The sequence below is a fragment of the Providencia sp. AGC89 genome (genome assembly GCF_053543535.1).
Genome location: NZ_JBIXLP010000062.1, coordinates 57,462 through 72,961 on the forward strand (window position 1 = coordinate 57,462; position 15,500 = coordinate 72,961).

The 15,500-nt window shown below is 42.2% G+C and carries 11 protein-coding genes; 2 read left to right on the forward strand and 9 right to left on the reverse strand.

What is annotated here, in order from left to right; all coding sequences use genetic code 11:
• Positions 1 to 213 precede the first annotated feature (213 nt).
• Complete coding sequence (metC, locus tag ACIPUA_RS11650; RefSeq protein ID WP_129466865.1) at positions 214 to 1,398, forward strand: cystathionine beta-lyase; 1,185 nt, start codon at positions 214 to 216, stop codon at positions 1,396 to 1,398.
• Between the two features lie 173 nt (positions 1,399 to 1,571).
• Positions 1,572 to 2,240 carry a DedA family protein gene (locus ACIPUA_RS11655; protein WP_042846971.1) on the forward strand — a complete coding sequence of 223 codons (669 nt, stop codon included), beginning with the start codon at positions 1,572 to 1,574 and terminating at the stop codon, positions 2,238 to 2,240.
• Positions 2,241 to 2,445: 205 nt separating this feature from the next.
• Here the strand turns inward: ACIPUA_RS11655 and ACIPUA_RS11660 are convergent, their stop codons facing one another.
• The 9 genes from ACIPUA_RS11660 to ribF form a co-directional block, all read right to left on the reverse strand.
• Complete coding sequence (locus ACIPUA_RS11660; protein WP_042846972.1) at positions 2,446 to 3,471, reverse strand: MerR family transcriptional regulator; 1,026 nt, start codon at positions 3,469 to 3,471, stop codon at positions 2,446 to 2,448.
• Between the two features lie 159 nt (positions 3,472 to 3,630).
• Positions 3,631 to 6,852: a carbamoyl-phosphate synthase large subunit gene (gene carB, locus ACIPUA_RS11665; RefSeq protein ID WP_042846974.1), complete on the reverse strand. Its 3,222-nt coding sequence runs from the start codon at positions 6,850 to 6,852 to the stop codon at positions 3,631 to 3,633.
• Positions 6,853 to 6,866: 14 nt separating this feature from the next.
• Positions 6,867 to 8,030: a glutamine-hydrolyzing carbamoyl-phosphate synthase small subunit gene (carA, locus tag ACIPUA_RS11670; protein WP_048608414.1), complete on the reverse strand. Its 1,164-nt coding sequence runs from the start codon at positions 8,028 to 8,030 to the stop codon at positions 6,867 to 6,869.
• A 444-nt stretch (positions 8,031 to 8,474) separates the two neighbouring features.
• On the reverse strand, positions 8,475 to 9,296 hold the full coding sequence (gene dapB / locus ACIPUA_RS11675) for a 4-hydroxy-tetrahydrodipicolinate reductase (RefSeq protein WP_042846976.1): 822 nt from the start codon (positions 9,294 to 9,296) through the stop codon (positions 8,475 to 8,477).
• Positions 9,297 to 9,579: 283 nt separating this feature from the next.
• Positions 9,580 to 10,533, reverse strand: a complete 954-nt coding sequence (ispH, locus tag ACIPUA_RS11680) for a 4-hydroxy-3-methylbut-2-enyl diphosphate reductase (RefSeq protein WP_071547700.1) — start codon at positions 10,531 to 10,533, stop codon at positions 9,580 to 9,582.
• Complete coding sequence (fkpB, locus tag ACIPUA_RS11685) at positions 10,514 to 10,984, reverse strand: FKBP-type peptidyl-prolyl cis-trans isomerase (RefSeq protein ID WP_042846978.1); 471 nt, start codon at positions 10,982 to 10,984, stop codon at positions 10,514 to 10,516. Before fkpB ends, ispH begins: the two co-directional genes overlap by 20 nt.
• Before the next feature lie 83 nt (positions 10,985 to 11,067).
• A complete protein-coding gene (gene lspA / locus ACIPUA_RS11690) occupies positions 11,068 to 11,571 on the reverse strand; it encodes a signal peptidase II (protein ID WP_042846979.1) in 504 nt (167 codons plus the stop codon).
• Positions 11,571 to 14,381, reverse strand: coding sequence for an isoleucine--tRNA ligase (gene ileS / locus ACIPUA_RS11695; protein WP_042846980.1), 2,811 nt, complete (start codon positions 14,379 to 14,381; stop codon positions 11,571 to 11,573). Before ileS ends, lspA begins: the two co-directional genes overlap by 1 nt.
• A gap of 28 nt (positions 14,382 to 14,409) precedes the next feature.
• Positions 14,410 to 15,348 (reverse strand): bifunctional riboflavin kinase/FAD synthetase, encoded by a 939-nt coding sequence (gene ribF, locus ACIPUA_RS11700; protein ID WP_042846981.1) that lies wholly within the window; start codon positions 15,346 to 15,348, stop codon positions 14,410 to 14,412.
• Positions 15,349 to 15,500: the final 152 nt, after the last annotated feature.

The window sequence follows — 15,500 nt, forward strand, 5'->3', positions numbered from 1 at the left end:
GTTATTTATCTTCAGCCTTGAGTTAACAATTTAGCTAGTTCACCATCGGCCTTGGTTGCTTTCACTCGGTAGATTACCCACAAATTTACTTCATCCCCATATTTAAAATGAAAGTTGAAGAATACTCAGGTTACATTTCCTTCGAGATCATTTAACGTCTTAGTATTAATCATCTTAGAATTCGGCAAATCACATTCTGTGTAGGGAAAAATCATGGCAGAGAGTAAACCTGAAACTCAATTAGTACATATTGGTCGAAACCCTAAGTACACACAAAAAGGGGTAAACCCAGTTATTCAGCGTGCATCATCTATTATTTTTGACACTCTGGAAGAAAAACGTCACGCAACCCGTCACCGTGCAGGTAACACTTTATTTTATGGGCGACGGGGTACACAAACACATTTTGCTTTTCAAGAAGCAATGACCGAATTAGAACAAGGGGCTGGCTGTGTGCTTTATCCTTCGGGTGCAGCCGCAATTACCAATGCTATTTTGTCTTTTATTTCAGCGGGAGAGCACATCCTTGTTACCGGCTCTGCCTATGACCCTACGCAGAATTTTTGCGACAACATTTTAACTAAGCTAAGCGTTCAAACGACTTATTTCGACCCATTAATTGGGGAAGATATCGCTGAGTTAATCCAGCCAAATACTCGTATCGTCTTCTTAGAATCACCCGGCTCTATTACAATGGAAGTTCATGATTTACCGGCTATTGTTCATGCAGTCCGTGCCAAATCACCTGAAATTATTATTATGATTGATAATACTTGGGCGGCTGGCGTATTGCTTAAGCCCTTATTATTCGATATTGATATATCCATTCAGTCTGCCACAAAATATATTAACGGCCACTCTGACGGCATGTTAGGTCTTGCTGTTGCCAATCAACGTTGTATCGAAACATTACGTGAAAATTCTTATCTATTAGGCCAAACCGCAGATCCTGATACCGTTTATATGGCAAACAGAGGGCTTCATACCCTAGCAACTCGATTAAAACAGCACCAAATTAATAGTTTGCAGATTGCACACTGGCTACAGCAACGGCCAGAAGTCGACCAAGTTTTTCATCCTGCACTTCCATCATCGCCCGGTCATGAATACTTCATACGCGATTTTTCTGGCTGTAATGGCTTATTCTCTTTTCAACTAAAATCTCGATTATCTCCTGAGCAATTCACCATATTTCTTGATAACTTTACTCATTTCAAAATGGGGTATTCATGGGGTGGGTTTGAATCACTGATTTTGGGGTATCAAAAAGAGGATTTACAAAACATGCGCCAATATGATTTTTCACCTAAAGAGGGGACATTTTTCCGAGTGCATATCGGCTTAGAGCACCCTGATGATTTAATTCATGATTTACAATTAGCTTTCGAGCGAATTTGATTTTCATTAAAAATCAATAAATTAATTATTTTAAATTGCAGGTTTCCATTTGCTTGTTGCCTGCAATTAATTTGCTAAATCACTAATTCATCAAACAAATCAAACTCGACGCACATTTTTCCTGTAATATAGTTAATAAAGAAATTCGCTTTTACGCAAATACAGGAACGATTATGGAAGTCCTACGCGAAATCGTACTGGCACTTTGGAACCACGATTTCCTTAAACTCTCCAACCCTGAAGTGCTTTGGGTTATTTATACCGTGCTTTTTGTTGTCATTGTTTTAGAAAATGGCGTTCTTCCCGCTGCATTTTTACCGGGAGACACCTTGCTTATCTTGTCAGGTGCACTAATAGCCAAAGGTGTATTACATTTTATTCCAACCATATTATTGTTAACGGTGGCGGCAAGTTTAGGGTGTTGGCTAGGTTTTCTACAAGGAAGATGGCTAAGCGAGACCACCGTTGTCAAACGTTGGTTATCCCAAATCCCTGAGGAATATCATACTAAAGCAAACAATATGTTTAACAAACAAGGGTTATATGCGTTGCTTATAGGCCGGTTTCTTGCATTTGTTAGAACAATATTACCATTGCTCGCGGGGCTATCCGAACTCAGTCACCGTCGTTTCCAATTTTTCAATTGGTTAAGTGGCTTATTATGGGTTGGCTTAATTGTGAGCTTAGGTTACGCCCTCAATCAAATTCCTTTTGTAAAAGAACATGAGCAAATTGTTATCAGCGCACTGATGATCATCCCTGTTGTTTTACTCGTGAGTGGGTTAATTGGTTCAATTGTCGTGTATTGGAAACACCGTAAGGCCCTGTCAAATAACAAATAAAATTGATAACAGCAATGGCCGCTAAATAGCGGCCATTCAGACTGTTGACAAACATATCATGTTTGGCGACAGTCGTTAGGGGTTCTGAAATAAACGAGGAAAATCAATTCATTGATTTTCGGCTGATAACACGGAGCGGGGAAAACCACGCTTTTATCCCGCTTCGTCAGCAACTTCAATGGCCGCTAAATAGCGGCCATTTCACTTATTGCGCCATCAAAACAGTGATAGCTGAAAACAAATACTGACCAATTTCTGGGGTCATCCACGTCCCTTGAGAAATCCTTGGTTCTTCTCGATATACCATACGGATCTTTTCCTGTAGTTCAGGGTCTTTCCCCGTGAATTGATTAAACATCGCTAACCAGGTTTTCGCCAACTGCTGAACTTCCTCTGAGTCTGGGGATTTACGTGCTTTCATTGCATTATATAAACCTGCAATTAATTCGGGCCACACCTGCCCCGAAGCAAAATAATGCTGCCTAACCAAAGCAAATTGTGCAGCCGTTAAATGTGGTCTAAACAACGACAATTGGTATTCACTAAAACCCTCTGCAACATATTGGATCATTGCAACGGAAATCCCCGATGAATAAGCTAATGTATTATCGGATAAATGAATTTGATTCAGCCGAGCAAAGAAATCAGGGTTCCCTCCGGTATCTCTTTCTAGTGCGGTCATCCATTCATGTGCAATTTGTTGCACCTCTGTAGATTGCGGTGCTGCACCTTGCTCCATTAACTGACTTACTGCTGCTATACGCTGTTGCCATTCTTGGTTTTTCAGCGTATGTGCTGTATACAATGGCAATTGTTCCAACTCTTGGGGGGTAAAATATTTATCAAACATCGACATCATCTCCAATACAGAAAACCAATCAGCCTGAGTTAAAACATCTCCTGTTTGCATTTGCCTATGTAATTGCTCTAATCGATAACGTAACGTTGCCATTTGTTCCATTTGTTCCGTTAATAATGCAATACGTTCTTGCAACAAACTTGCGATATCCCCACTCTGACCATCGAGTAATTCACCGATGTCTTTCAGTTTGACTCCAACTTGCCGTAACAATTGAATTTGCGTTAAACGCTCTATACATTGCATGTTGTAAAGCCGATAACCCGCATCGGTCCTTGCAGTTGGAAGCAACAAGCCAATCTCTTCATAATGATGAAGTGTACGGATGGTTAACCCTGTTTTTTCCGCGATTTCACCGACTTGAAATAGCATACGTTCCTCCTGTAATTGCGACTAAGGTTAGTGCCTCACGTTACGTGAGAGTCAACCAGCATTTTGCATTTTTTTATTGAAATTGCATATTATCCCCAGATAAACAAAAAAGCCCCAGCAGACTGAACTGCAGGGGCTCATTAATGGCTAATGAATAATTTACTTAATTAACGCATGCATTTCTTGAACTGAAATCACTTTTTCTGTTGGGTCAGCACTCAATGACATAGTCGTTGCAAACCCACCGTTTAACGTTGTGTCATAATGTACTTTATACTGCAAGGCACTACGGCGAATTAATTTAGAATCTTCAATGGCTTGGCGCCCCGCGGTTGTATTTACAATATAATCGTATTCACCATTCTTAATTCTATCTTGAATATGTGGACGACCTTCATGAACCTTATTCACCAACCTAGGGTTAATCCCAGCTTCCCCTAATACAATCGCTGTTCCGTGCGTCGCATCTAATTCGAAACCATGTTTTAGCAATTTTGCGGCTAAATCCACGACGCGCGTTTTATCACCTTCACGGACAGACAGGAGCGCTCGCCCTGATTTTTTCATGGTTGAGCTACTGCCTAACATTGCTTTAGCGAATGCTTCTGCAAATGTCCGCCCGACGCCCATGACTTCACCCGTTGAACGCATTTCTGGCCCAAGGATCGGGTCTACGCCTTGGAATTTATTAAATGGAAGAACAACTTCTTTCACTGAGTAATAAGGGGGAATGATTTCTTCTGTAACACCTTGTTCAGCCAATGTTTGCCCAACCATCACACGTGCTGCCACTTTAGCTAATGGCACACCGGTTGCTTTCGACACAAATGGGACGGTTCTTGCTGCTCGAGGGTTAACTTCAATCAAGTACACCTCATTATTTTTCACCGCAAACTGTACGTTCATTAAGCCACGCACACGTAACTCAAATGCAAGGTTACGAACTTGTTCACGCATGACATCTTGAATTTCTTGGCTTAAGGTATAGGCAGGCAACGAACATGCGGAATCGCCAGAATGCACACCGGCTTGCTCAATATGCTCCATAATACCACCAATCAATACCATTTCACCGTCACAAATCGCATCAACATCCACCTCAACTGCATCGTCTAAGAAACGGTCAAGCAGTACTGGTGCATCATTCGATACACTCACCGCGGTTTGGAAATAACGGCGTAAATCCACCTCATCATACACGATTTCCATCGCACGACCGCCTAGCACATAAGATGGGCGAACTACCAGTGGGTAACCAATTCCTGCAGCTTTTTCAACCGCTTGTTCAATAGCAGTTACCGTTGCATTCTGGGGTTGTTTTAAATTTAAACGATTAACTGCTTGTTGGAACCGTTCACGGTCTTCAGCGCGGTCAATGGCATCAGGGCTAGTACCAATAACAGGAACACCTGCTGCCTCAAGTGCTCTCGCTAATTTAAGCGGAGTTTGACCGCCATATTGCACAATCACACCTTGTGGTTGTTCAATACGAACAATTTCAAGAACATCTTCCAATGTCACTGGCTCAAAGTACAGGCGGTCAGATGTGTCATAATCTGTTGAAACCGTTTCAGGGTTACAGTTAACCATGATGGTTTCATAACCATCTTCACGTAGTGCTAAAGAAGCATGTACACAACAGTAGTCAAACTCAATCCCTTGGCCAATACGGTTCGGACCACCGCCTAATACCATTACTTTGGGCTTATCATTATTTGGGTTTGATTCACACTCTTCTTCATAAGTGGAATACATATAAGCCGTATCTGTTGCAAACTCTGCTGCACAAGTGTCTACTCGTTTATAAACAGGGTGTAAGCCATACCCTTGGCGTAATTTACGTAGCTCGGCTTCGGAGACGCCAACTAAGCTAGCAAGACGTGCGTCTGCAAAACCTTTGCGCTTCAATACCCGTAAAAAGTCTTTTGTCAGGCCATTTACACCTAACTCTGCAACTTTCTCTTCTAAACGGACTAACTCTTCAATTTGTACTAAGAACCAACGGTCGATATTCGTTAGGTTAAAGACACCATCTACCGAAAGACCTGCGCGGAAAGCATCTGCGATAAACCAAATTCGCTCTGCTCCCGCATCTTTTAATTCACGGCGGATCCGAGTTAATACTTCAGGGTCTTCTTGAGAGACTTTTGGGTCAAAACCAGTCGCACCGACTTCTAAACCACGTAGGGCTTTTTGCATTGATTCTTGGAATGTGCGACCAATTGCCATCACTTCACCCACAGATTTCATCTGAGTCGTTAAGCGGTCATTCGTGCCTGCAAATTTCTCAAAGTTAAAGCGTGGTATTTTTGTCACAACATAGTCGATAGAAGGCTCAAATGAAGCTGGTGTACGGCCTCCAGTGATATCATTCATCAACTCATCGAGGGTATAGCCGACCGCTAATTTGGCAGCAATTTTGGCAATAGGGAACCCTGTCGCTTTTGATGCTAGCGCCGATGAACGAGAAACACGCGGGTTCATTTCAATAACAATTAAGCGCCCATCTTTAGGGTTTACAGCAAATTGAACGTTAGAGCCACCTGTTTCCACACCAATTTCACGTAAAACAGCCATAGAGGCATCACGCATGATTTGGTATTCTTTGTCCGTCAAAGTCTGCGCTGGTGCAACGGTGATAGAGTCACCGGTATGAATCCCCATCGCATCAAAGTTTTCGATTGAACAGACAATAATGCAGTTGTCTTTTTTATCGCGGACAACTTCCATTTCATATTCTTTCCAACCAATTAATGACTCATCAATTAATAACTCATTCGTTGGTGATAAATCTAAACCACGCGTACAAATTTCTTCGAATTCTTCACGGTTGTATGCAATACCGCCCCCCGTTCCGCCCATAGTAAACGATGGGCGAATAATACATGGGAAGCCAACATCATCAGCAACTGCGTAGGCTTCTTCCATATTATGTGCGATACCAGAACGCGCTGTACCCAAGCCGATTTTTTTCATTGCTTTATCGAAACGCTGACGGTCTTCTGCTTTATCAATCGCATCTGCAGTAGCCCCAATCATTGTTACACCAAATTCGGCTAAAACCCCTTTGCGTTCCAATTCAAGTGCGCAGTTTAGTGCCGTTTGCCCACCCATCGTCGGCAATACCGCATCAGGGCGCTCTTTTTCGATGATTTTGCGAACCACTTCCCAATGAATTGGCTCAATATAAGTAGCATCAGCCATCTCAGGGTCAGTCATGATCGTTGCAGGGTTCGAGTTAACTAAAATAACGCGATAACCTTCTTCACGTAACGCTTTACATGCCTGTGCACCTGAATAGTCAAATTCGCATGCTTGGCCGATAACGATTGGGCCCGCACCTAAAATCAGAATGCTTTTTATATCAGTACGTTTTGCCATTTTTCTGCTCCCGATTATTTTGCGTTTTGACGTGGTGTGTTTTGACGGTATTCATTGATTAAATCAATGAAATGGTCGAATAAGTTCGCCGCATCATGTGGCCCTGAGCTTGCTTCAGGATGGCCTTGGAAACTAAATGCTGGTTTATCCGTACGGTGAATACCTTGCAATGTCCCATCAAACAGTGACTTGTGCGTCACACGCAGTGTATCGGGGAGTGTTGATTCATCGACAGCAAAACCATGATTTTGCGCGGTGATCATAACAACATCGTTGTCTAAATCTTTCACAGGATGGTTAGCACCATGATGACCAAACTTCATTTTCATGGTATTTGCACCACTAGCCAGAGCCAATAATTGATGCCCTAAGCAGATCCCAAAAACAGGTATATTGGTGGTTAAAAATGTTTCAATTGCATTGATTGCGTAATCACAAGGGGCAGGATCACCAGGCCCGTTAGATAGGAAAATACCATCCGGCTCCATCGCTAGAACCGTTTCTGCCGAGGTCGTTGCGGGAACAACTGTTAAGCGGCAACCGCGGTCAACTAGCATTCGTAAAATATTACGTTTAGCACCAAAATCATAGGCAACGACGTGTAAAGGAAGCTGTTCAGCGGCTTTCGCACCTTGCTGACCATTTTCTAGTGTCCAAGATCCTTGAGACCAACTATAAATCTCTTTAGTGCAGACTTCTTTTGCTAAATCCAATCCATTCAACCCAGAGAAACTACGTGCTTTTTCAAGTGCCAATGCGGCATCTGGACTATCCCCTGCGATAATGCAGCCATTCTGAGCCCCTTTTTCTCTCAATAAGCGGGTCAATTTACGTGTATCGATATCTGCGATAGCCACAACGTTGTGGCGTTTCAGATACTCTGACAACCCTTCTTGCCCACGAAAGTTGCTGTAAACCAATGGTAAGTCACGAATGATTAGGCCTTGAGCATGAACATTTGGAGATTCTTCGTCATCAGCATTTGTGCCGACATTACCAATATGGGGATAAGTGAGAGTAACAATTTGGCGGGAATAGGAAGGGTCTGTAATTATTTCTTGATATCCGGTCATTGACGTATTGAAAACGACTTCTCCAACTGCGGCACCTTCTGCGCCTATGGCATGCCCGTGGAATTGGGTTCCGTCTTCCAGAACCAATATAGCTGACTTAATCAAAACACCCTCCGGAGAATAATAAATCACGTTTTTTGCATATTAATTCAGATTTTGCGATCTAAATCAATGCCAAAATGAGTTTTTAAGCAGATTTTTGGCAAATTGCGCGCATTCTAATGATGAGATAGGGTCTTGTCTAGAAAAAAATGCATTTTTTACAATTTTACCTTACTTTTTTGCCAAGCTACCCTGAATTTATCGTTATGACCACCAAAAATGATAGCCAATATGAATAAGTAAACGGTTGCAACGTAAGATAACTGTAAAAATGATAATAACTCAGCTAAAAATCAGTTTAAAGAGAAATTAGTGATAAAAAAAGCACTAAAAAACAGGAAAACAAATAGAAATGATTACTTGAAAAGGTAAAAACACCGAACATTAAATATAATCAGGTTGATGACTATATCAACCTGATTATAAACAAAAATTATAATTTAAAAATTAAATATCATCTAAACACAATACATCTTTCATATCATATAAACTTGGTTTTTTAGCGACTACCCAGCCTGATGCCCTTATTGCGCCATTTGCAAACGTCATCCGGCTAGACGCTTTATGAGTGATCTCAACTCGCTCACCAATATCGGCAAACATCGCGGTATGCTCTCCCACAATATCACCAGCTCGAATAGTTGCAAAACCGATCGTCCCAGCTTCACGCTCACCGGTATAGCCTTCTCTTGCATATACCGCACAATCTTTTAAATCTTTACCAAGTGCACCAGCAATAGATTCTCCCATTGCTAAAGCTGTGCCTGATGGCGCATCAACTTTATATCGATGATGGGCTTCAACAATTTCAATATCGGTGTAAGTTCCCATCACTTTTGCGGCTTTTTCTAGTAATTTGAGTACTAAATTAACACCAACACTAAAGTTTGCCGCGAAAACAATTGGGATCACCGTTGCAGCATCTGCAATAGCTTGCTTACCTTGTTCATCGAAGCCTGTCGTGCCAATGACCATCGCTTTTTGATTCTCTTTACAAAATGCTAAATAATGTAATGTGCCTTCTGGGCGTGTAAAATCAATCACAACATCAAAATCATTTACCACTTGGTTGAGTGAATCAACAACAGAAACACCTAGTTTACCAACCCCTGCAAGCTCACCGGCATCAGCTCCAATGAGTGATGAGCCTTCACGTTCAATGGCTGCGCCTAGTTGAATACCTTCTTGCTCTTGTGCCGCTTGAATTAATTGCCGCCCCATGCGACCACCTGCGCCGACTACCGCAACACGTACCACTGAATTTGCCATGGTTCATCCTTTTTTCATTATTAATGCAAGAAATTGAATCTAAACTGCTTTAGGCTGCAAAATTAATATATTGCCCGCAGTCTGAAAAATGATTGTGATACAGATTAACCATCATAGCGGCAATCCGCTAGCAAAAATGCATTGATATTAACAAAAGCATAGAGAGCGCGTTGATTATCAGAAAAAGTTTTAATAGTAGGAAAAAACAGGAAATGAATGTTTAAACAAAATAAAAATAGCAGCTACTTTATGAAAATGTAGCTGCCTTATTTACAGCAAATAATTAATTGATTTCTTTGACTTCAACTCGTAATTCTTTAGGTACTTCAAAGACGATATTTTCTTCCCGTCCCTGTAATTCCACAACAGAATCTGCACCTAGCTCTTTAAGTCGATCAATAACTTGCCTAACTAGAATATCGGGTGCTGACGCCCCAGCCGTTAGGCCAATAATATTTTTACCTGCTAGCCATTCTGTTTTGATATCCTCTGCGCCATCAATTAAAAATGCAGGTTTTTGCATTCTAGATGCTAATTCAGCAAGGCGATTTGAGTTCGAGGAGTTTTTAGAACCGACAACTAAGACAATATCAGCACGTTCAGCAAGCTCTCTCGCAGCTTCTTGGCGGTTAGTTGTTGCGTAGCAGATATCATCTTTACGCGGCCCGACAATGCTTGGGAAACGCTTTGTCAGTGCATCGATTACATCTGATGTATCATCGACTGAGAGTGTTGTTTGGGTCATAAAAGACAAATTATTTTCATCTTTCACGGTTAACTTCCAAACGTCTTCAGGGCTTTCAACAAGGTACATACCACCTTCAGGGTTACTGTATTGCCCCATAGTACCTTCAACTTCAGGGTGGCCTGCATGCCCAATTAAAATAGCCTCTTTACCTTTGCGGCTTGCACGTGCAACTTCCATATGAACTTTAGTGACCAATGGGCAAGTTGCATCGAATAACATGGTTAAATCACGTGAACGAGCTTCCTGACGAATAGCTTGTGATACGCCATGTGCCGAGAAAATTAAAATTGAACCATCAGGCACTTCAGAAATTTCTTCAATAAAAATAGCCCCACGCTGCCGTAGATCATCCACAACATAACGGTTATGAACCACTTCATGACGAACGTAAATAGGTGAGCCGTAAATTTCCAACGCCCTTTCTACGATACTAATTGCACGGTCTACACCTGCACAAAATCCACGAGGATTAGCCATTAATATTTGCATTGTGATCCTCCAATTGCGGGTCTACTTCAAGCACTTCTATTTCAAAGCTAATCTGCTGCTCTGCCAGAGGATGATTAAAATCGACTGTGATAGATTCGCCTTCAATCGATTTTACTACCCCTGGCATTTCACTGCCATTCATCGCGCTAAATAACATGATAGTACCAATTTCAGGTATACCTGTTTCAGTAAAATCACGCAATGAAAAGTATTGCACTAAATCAGGGTTATGTTTCCCAAAAACAGTGTCTCCGGGTAATGAAAAGTTTTTCTTTTCACCTTCATTGAGGCCAATAAGCTGGGCTTCAAGTTCTGGAGATAAAGAATCATTCCCTAAGACAAACAACGCAGGCTTTCCTTGTGCGTGTGAGGAATCTGCGGTAGAGCCATCTTCCAATTTCAATGTGAAATGCAGTAAAACAGAGCTCTGCGCCTGTATTTGAGTAGACATAAACCAAACCTATTTTGTCATAAAATTCAGCCCAGAAAGTCTGGGCTGTGAGTTATTGCATTGTAACCTATTGTGTCGCCAATTTATTTAGCTTTTTCTTGCTTTGGTTTATCTGGCAAGAAACCTTCAAAAATGACGAGTGCTGCACCAATACAAATGGCCATATCAGCTAGGTTAAATGTTGGCCAATGCCAATTACCGACGTAAAAGTCAAGGTAATCAACAACAAAGCCATGAACTAACCGGTCACTCAGATTACCAATTGCACCACCAATAATTAATGCATAAGCAATATTCGATAAGCGCTTTTGTGCACTTTGGCGATACATCATAACCATTAAAATAATGGAGATCCCAACCGCTATCCCAGCGAAGAACCAACGCTGCCAGCCGCCTTCATCCGCTAAGAAACTAAATGCAGCACCAAAATTTTGGGCATACATGATGTTGAAAAACGGCATTACAGGATGCGGTTCGTACAGATTGAGATCTTTTAGCACTAATTGCTTGATCCCTAAATCCGCAACGATGATCACAATGGTTAACCATAACCAACGCAGACCGGTCGAACAAATTGGCGCCTTCATTAAGCAAACTTACGGGTTTCGCCGTTGCCGGCTACGTTAGTCACACAGCGACCACAAATTTCAGGTTGTTCGCTTGAAGAACCAATATCACTCGCATAGTGCCAGCAACGTGGGCATTTTTCACCCACAGCTTTGCTGAAAGCAATTTTCAGGCCGCTTAATTCACTTTCTTGCGCATCCACTGGCGCTGTTGCAATATCTGCAACTGTAGCTTGTGATGTCAGTAGCACAAAACGTAGTTCGTCACCTAAGCTTTGCAGTTTACTTGCTAATGCTTTATCAGCATACAGTGTGACCGCCGCTTCTAATGAACCACCGATGTGTTTATCTGTACGAGCTTGCTCTAACACTTTATTCACTTCGCCACGAACAGCTAACAACTCAGCCCAGAAACTGTTGTTCATTTCGTTTGACGCATCTAAACCAAATAAACCGTCATACCATTCTTCGGTTAAAACAAACTGTGAGCGCTTACCTGGTAACTGGTTCCAAATTTCATCTGAAGTGAAAGAAAGAACAGGTGCAACCCAACGTACTAATGCTTCAACAATGTGGAACAGAGCAGTTTGACAGCTACGACGCGCTAAGCTATCACTTTTCGCTGTATACTGACGGTCTTTGATGATATCTAGGTAGAACGACCCCATTTCAATGGAGCAGAAATGCATTAAACGCTGAATGACTGATAGGAAGTCATACTCATCATATGCTTTAGTAATTTCAGCTTGAGCTTCAAGCGCACGGCTAACCGCCCAGCGGTCTAACAGCACCATATCTTCAGGCTTAACCATGTCTGTTTCAGGATTGAAGCCATTCAGGTTAGCCAATAAGAAACGGGCCGTATTACGAATGCGGCGATAAGAATCAGCGGCACGTTTTAAAATTTCATCAGAAACAGCGATTTCGCCCGTATAATCGGTTGATGCCACCCATAAACGTAAGATATCCGCACCCAGTTTGTTCATGACATCTTGTGGGCTCACTGTATTGCCTAACGATTTAGACATTTTGCGGCCTTGGCCATCAACAGTAAAGCCGTGTGTCAGAACTTGGCGGTAAGGTGCTTTACCTTTCATCGCAGTTGATAGCATTAATGAAGACATAAACCAACCACGATGTTGGTCTGAACCTTCAAGGTACATATCCGCTGAATTACCGTGGAACTCAGGGCGAGCATCAACCACTGCAAAATGTGTCGAACCAGAATCAAACCACACATCTAATGTGTCAGGGACTTTTCGGTAAGTCTCCGCTTCAGCGCCTAATAGCTCTTCTGGGTCAAGATCCCACCATGCTTGAATACCATCGACCTCAACACGCTTAGCAACCTCTTCCATTAATTCTAATGTACGAGGGTGCAACTCTTCAGTGTCTTTATGAACGAACAGAGACATTGGTGTGCCCCATGTACGCTGACGAGAAATACACCAATCAGGGCGATTTTCAACCATTGCCTCAATACGAGCACGACCCCAGCCAGGAATCCATTGAACAATATCAATTTCCTTCAATGATTGTTCACGTAAGCCGTTTTTATCCATACCGATAAACCATTGAGGTGTCGCACGGAAAATAACAGGAGTTTTATGGCGCCAACAGCATGGGTAGCTATGTTGAATTGCTTGTTTATAGAGCAATGCCCCTTTTTCATCGAGTAATTCAACGATCAGGTCATTCGCTTTAAAAATAAATAACCCATCCAATGTTGGGTAGGTATTTGGTAGGAAACAGCCATCTGGACCCACTGGGTTCGCTGTTTCTAAACCATATTTTTGACCAACAATGTAGTCTTCAGGACCGTGGCCTGGCGCCGTATGAACGGCTCCTGTACCGGCGTCTAATGTCACGTGGTCGCCCAAAATTGCTGGAACATCAAAGCCCATAAATGGATGTTGGAAGCGCAGCAATTCCAGCGCAGTGCCTTCACACTCACCTAACACTTTCCACGACTCGATACCGGATGTTTTCATCACATCTTCTACGAGGTCGGCAGCTAAAATGACTAATTCGCCATTTGCTTCAACTAAATTGTATTTGAATTCAGGATTCAAAGAAATTGCACGGTTAGCAGGCAAAGTCCAAGGGGTCGTCGTCCAGATAACTAATGAAGGTGTTTTTTCACTAACAATGCCAAATTTTTCGCATACGGCTTTGCCATCTACCGCAGGGAAGCGAACGTAGATAGAAGGGGACGTTTTGTCATAATATTCCACTTCAGCTTCTGCAAGTGATGAACCACACGCAGTACACCAGTGAACAGGTTTAGCCCCTTTCACTAAATGGCCATTTTCGATGGTTTTTGCCAATGCCCTAATGATATGAGCCTCAGTTTTAAAATCCATCGTTAGGTAAGGTTTATCCCACTCACCTAAAACCCCTAAACGTATAAAATCAGCTTTTTGCCCTTCAATTTGCTCTTTTGCATATTGACGGCATTGTGCACGAAATTCAGCGGCAGAAACTTTTTCGCCCGGTTTACCTACGATTTGTTCAACTTTATGTTCAATAGGTAATCCGTGGCAATCCCAACCAGGAATATACGGGGAATCATAACCCGACAACCCTTTGGATTTAATAATAATATCTTTGAGAATTTTGTTAACTGAGTGACCAATATGAATACTACCGTTCGCATATGGAGGGCCATCGTGCAGAATAAACGTTTTCTTGCCCGATTTTGCTTTACGGATTGCCTGATACAAACCTTCTTTGTACCAGCGCTCTAACATCTGTGGTTCGCGTTTAGCGAGATCGCCACGCATTGGGAACCCTGTTTCTGGTAGATTCAGGGTATTTTTATAATCACTCATCGATTCTCAGTTCCAATTTTCCGCTAAATTATCTGATTCCTATTGCAGTAAGATATTCTCTCGCTGCAATTACATCATTAGCAATTTGCTCCTTAAGCGCTTCCAACGAAGCAAACCGCTGCTCATCACGTAATTTTTTACGTAACACTACATCAATATGACGCCCGTATAAATCCATACTTGCATCAATCAGATGAACTTCTAACTGCGTTCCTTTTCCAGATACAGTCGGTCGTGTGCCGATATTCGCCACACCAGGTAAAGGCTTATCGCCTAAACCATAAACTTCTACAGCATACACACCTGTAACTGGTGTGACTAAACGTTTTAACGGCAAGTTAGCTGTGGGAAAACCGATTGTCCTACCGAGCTGGTTACCATGTACGACCCGCCCGCTAATACGATAAGTATGCCCTAACAGATTTTCTGCCAATTCAAGGTCATTGTCTTGTATCGCTTTTCTAATAGCCGTGCTACTGATACGAAGACCCGAATCACAAAAGCTTTCTGTATCTGCAACCTCAAAACCGAATTCATGACCCGCTTGTTTTAAAAAGGTAAAGTCACCCATACGATTTTTCCCAAAACGGAAATCATCGCCAATAGCAAGGTACTTCACGCCTAGTTTGTTGACAAGTAAGTCCAATACAAACTCAGCCGGAGTCAATGACGCAAAGTGCTGGTTGAATTCAACACATAAGAGGTAATCAATACCACTATCTGCAAGATATTTCACTTTGTCTCGCAAACGTGTCAAACGCGCAGGCGCTTTGTCACCAATAAAAAACTCAAGAGGTTGTGGTTCAAAAATCATCACTACCGTTGGTAGCCCTAACTCCGCACCTTTGAGCTTCAAATTTTGAAGTAAAACCTGATGCCCACGATGGACACCGTCAAAATTACCAATAGTCAGCACGCAACCATGATGGCACGCCCGGATATTCTGTATACCGCGAATTAGCTCCATAACAGGCTCAATACCGAGGAAATTGCAGGATTATACCTTGTACGACGCCTAAGGTTAACCTTAGTTCGCAAAAGGTTTCATTAAACCCTATTTTTTTGATCTCTACACGATTTATTACCGACCCATTTTATGTGATTAGTCGGTTATAATGC

Coding starts and splice junctions, on each gene's coding strand:
- metC (WP_129466865.1), top strand. CDS start 214: ATGGCAGAGAGTAAACCTGAAACTCAATTAGTACATATTGGTCGAAAC.
- ACIPUA_RS11655 (WP_042846971.1), top strand. CDS start 1,572: ATGGAAGTCCTACGCGAAATCGTACTGGCACTTTGGAACCACGATTTC.
- ACIPUA_RS11660 (WP_042846972.1), bottom strand. CDS start 3,471: ATGCTATTTCAAGTCGGTGAAATCGCGGAAAAAACAGGGTTAACCATC.
- carB (WP_042846974.1), bottom strand. CDS start 6,852: ATGGCAAAACGTACTGATATAAAAAGCATTCTGATTTTAGGTGCGGGC.
- dapB (WP_042846976.1), bottom strand. CDS start 9,296: ATGGCAAATTCAGTGGTACGTGTTGCGGTAGTCGGCGCAGGTGGTCGC.
- ispH (WP_071547700.1), bottom strand. CDS start 10,533: ATGCAAATATTAATGGCTAATCCTCGTGGATTTTGTGCAGGTGTAGAC.
- fkpB (WP_042846978.1), bottom strand. CDS start 10,984: ATGTCTACTCAAATACAGGCGCAGAGCTCTGTTTTACTGCATTTCACA.
- lspA (WP_042846979.1), bottom strand. CDS start 11,571: ATGAAGGCGCCAATTTGTTCGACCGGTCTGCGTTGGTTATGGTTAACC.
- ileS (WP_042846980.1), bottom strand. CDS start 14,381: ATGAGTGATTATAAAAATACCCTGAATCTACCAGAAACAGGGTTCCCA.
- ribF (WP_042846981.1), bottom strand. CDS start 15,348: ATGGAGCTAATTCGCGGTATACAGAATATCCGGGCGTGCCATCATGGT.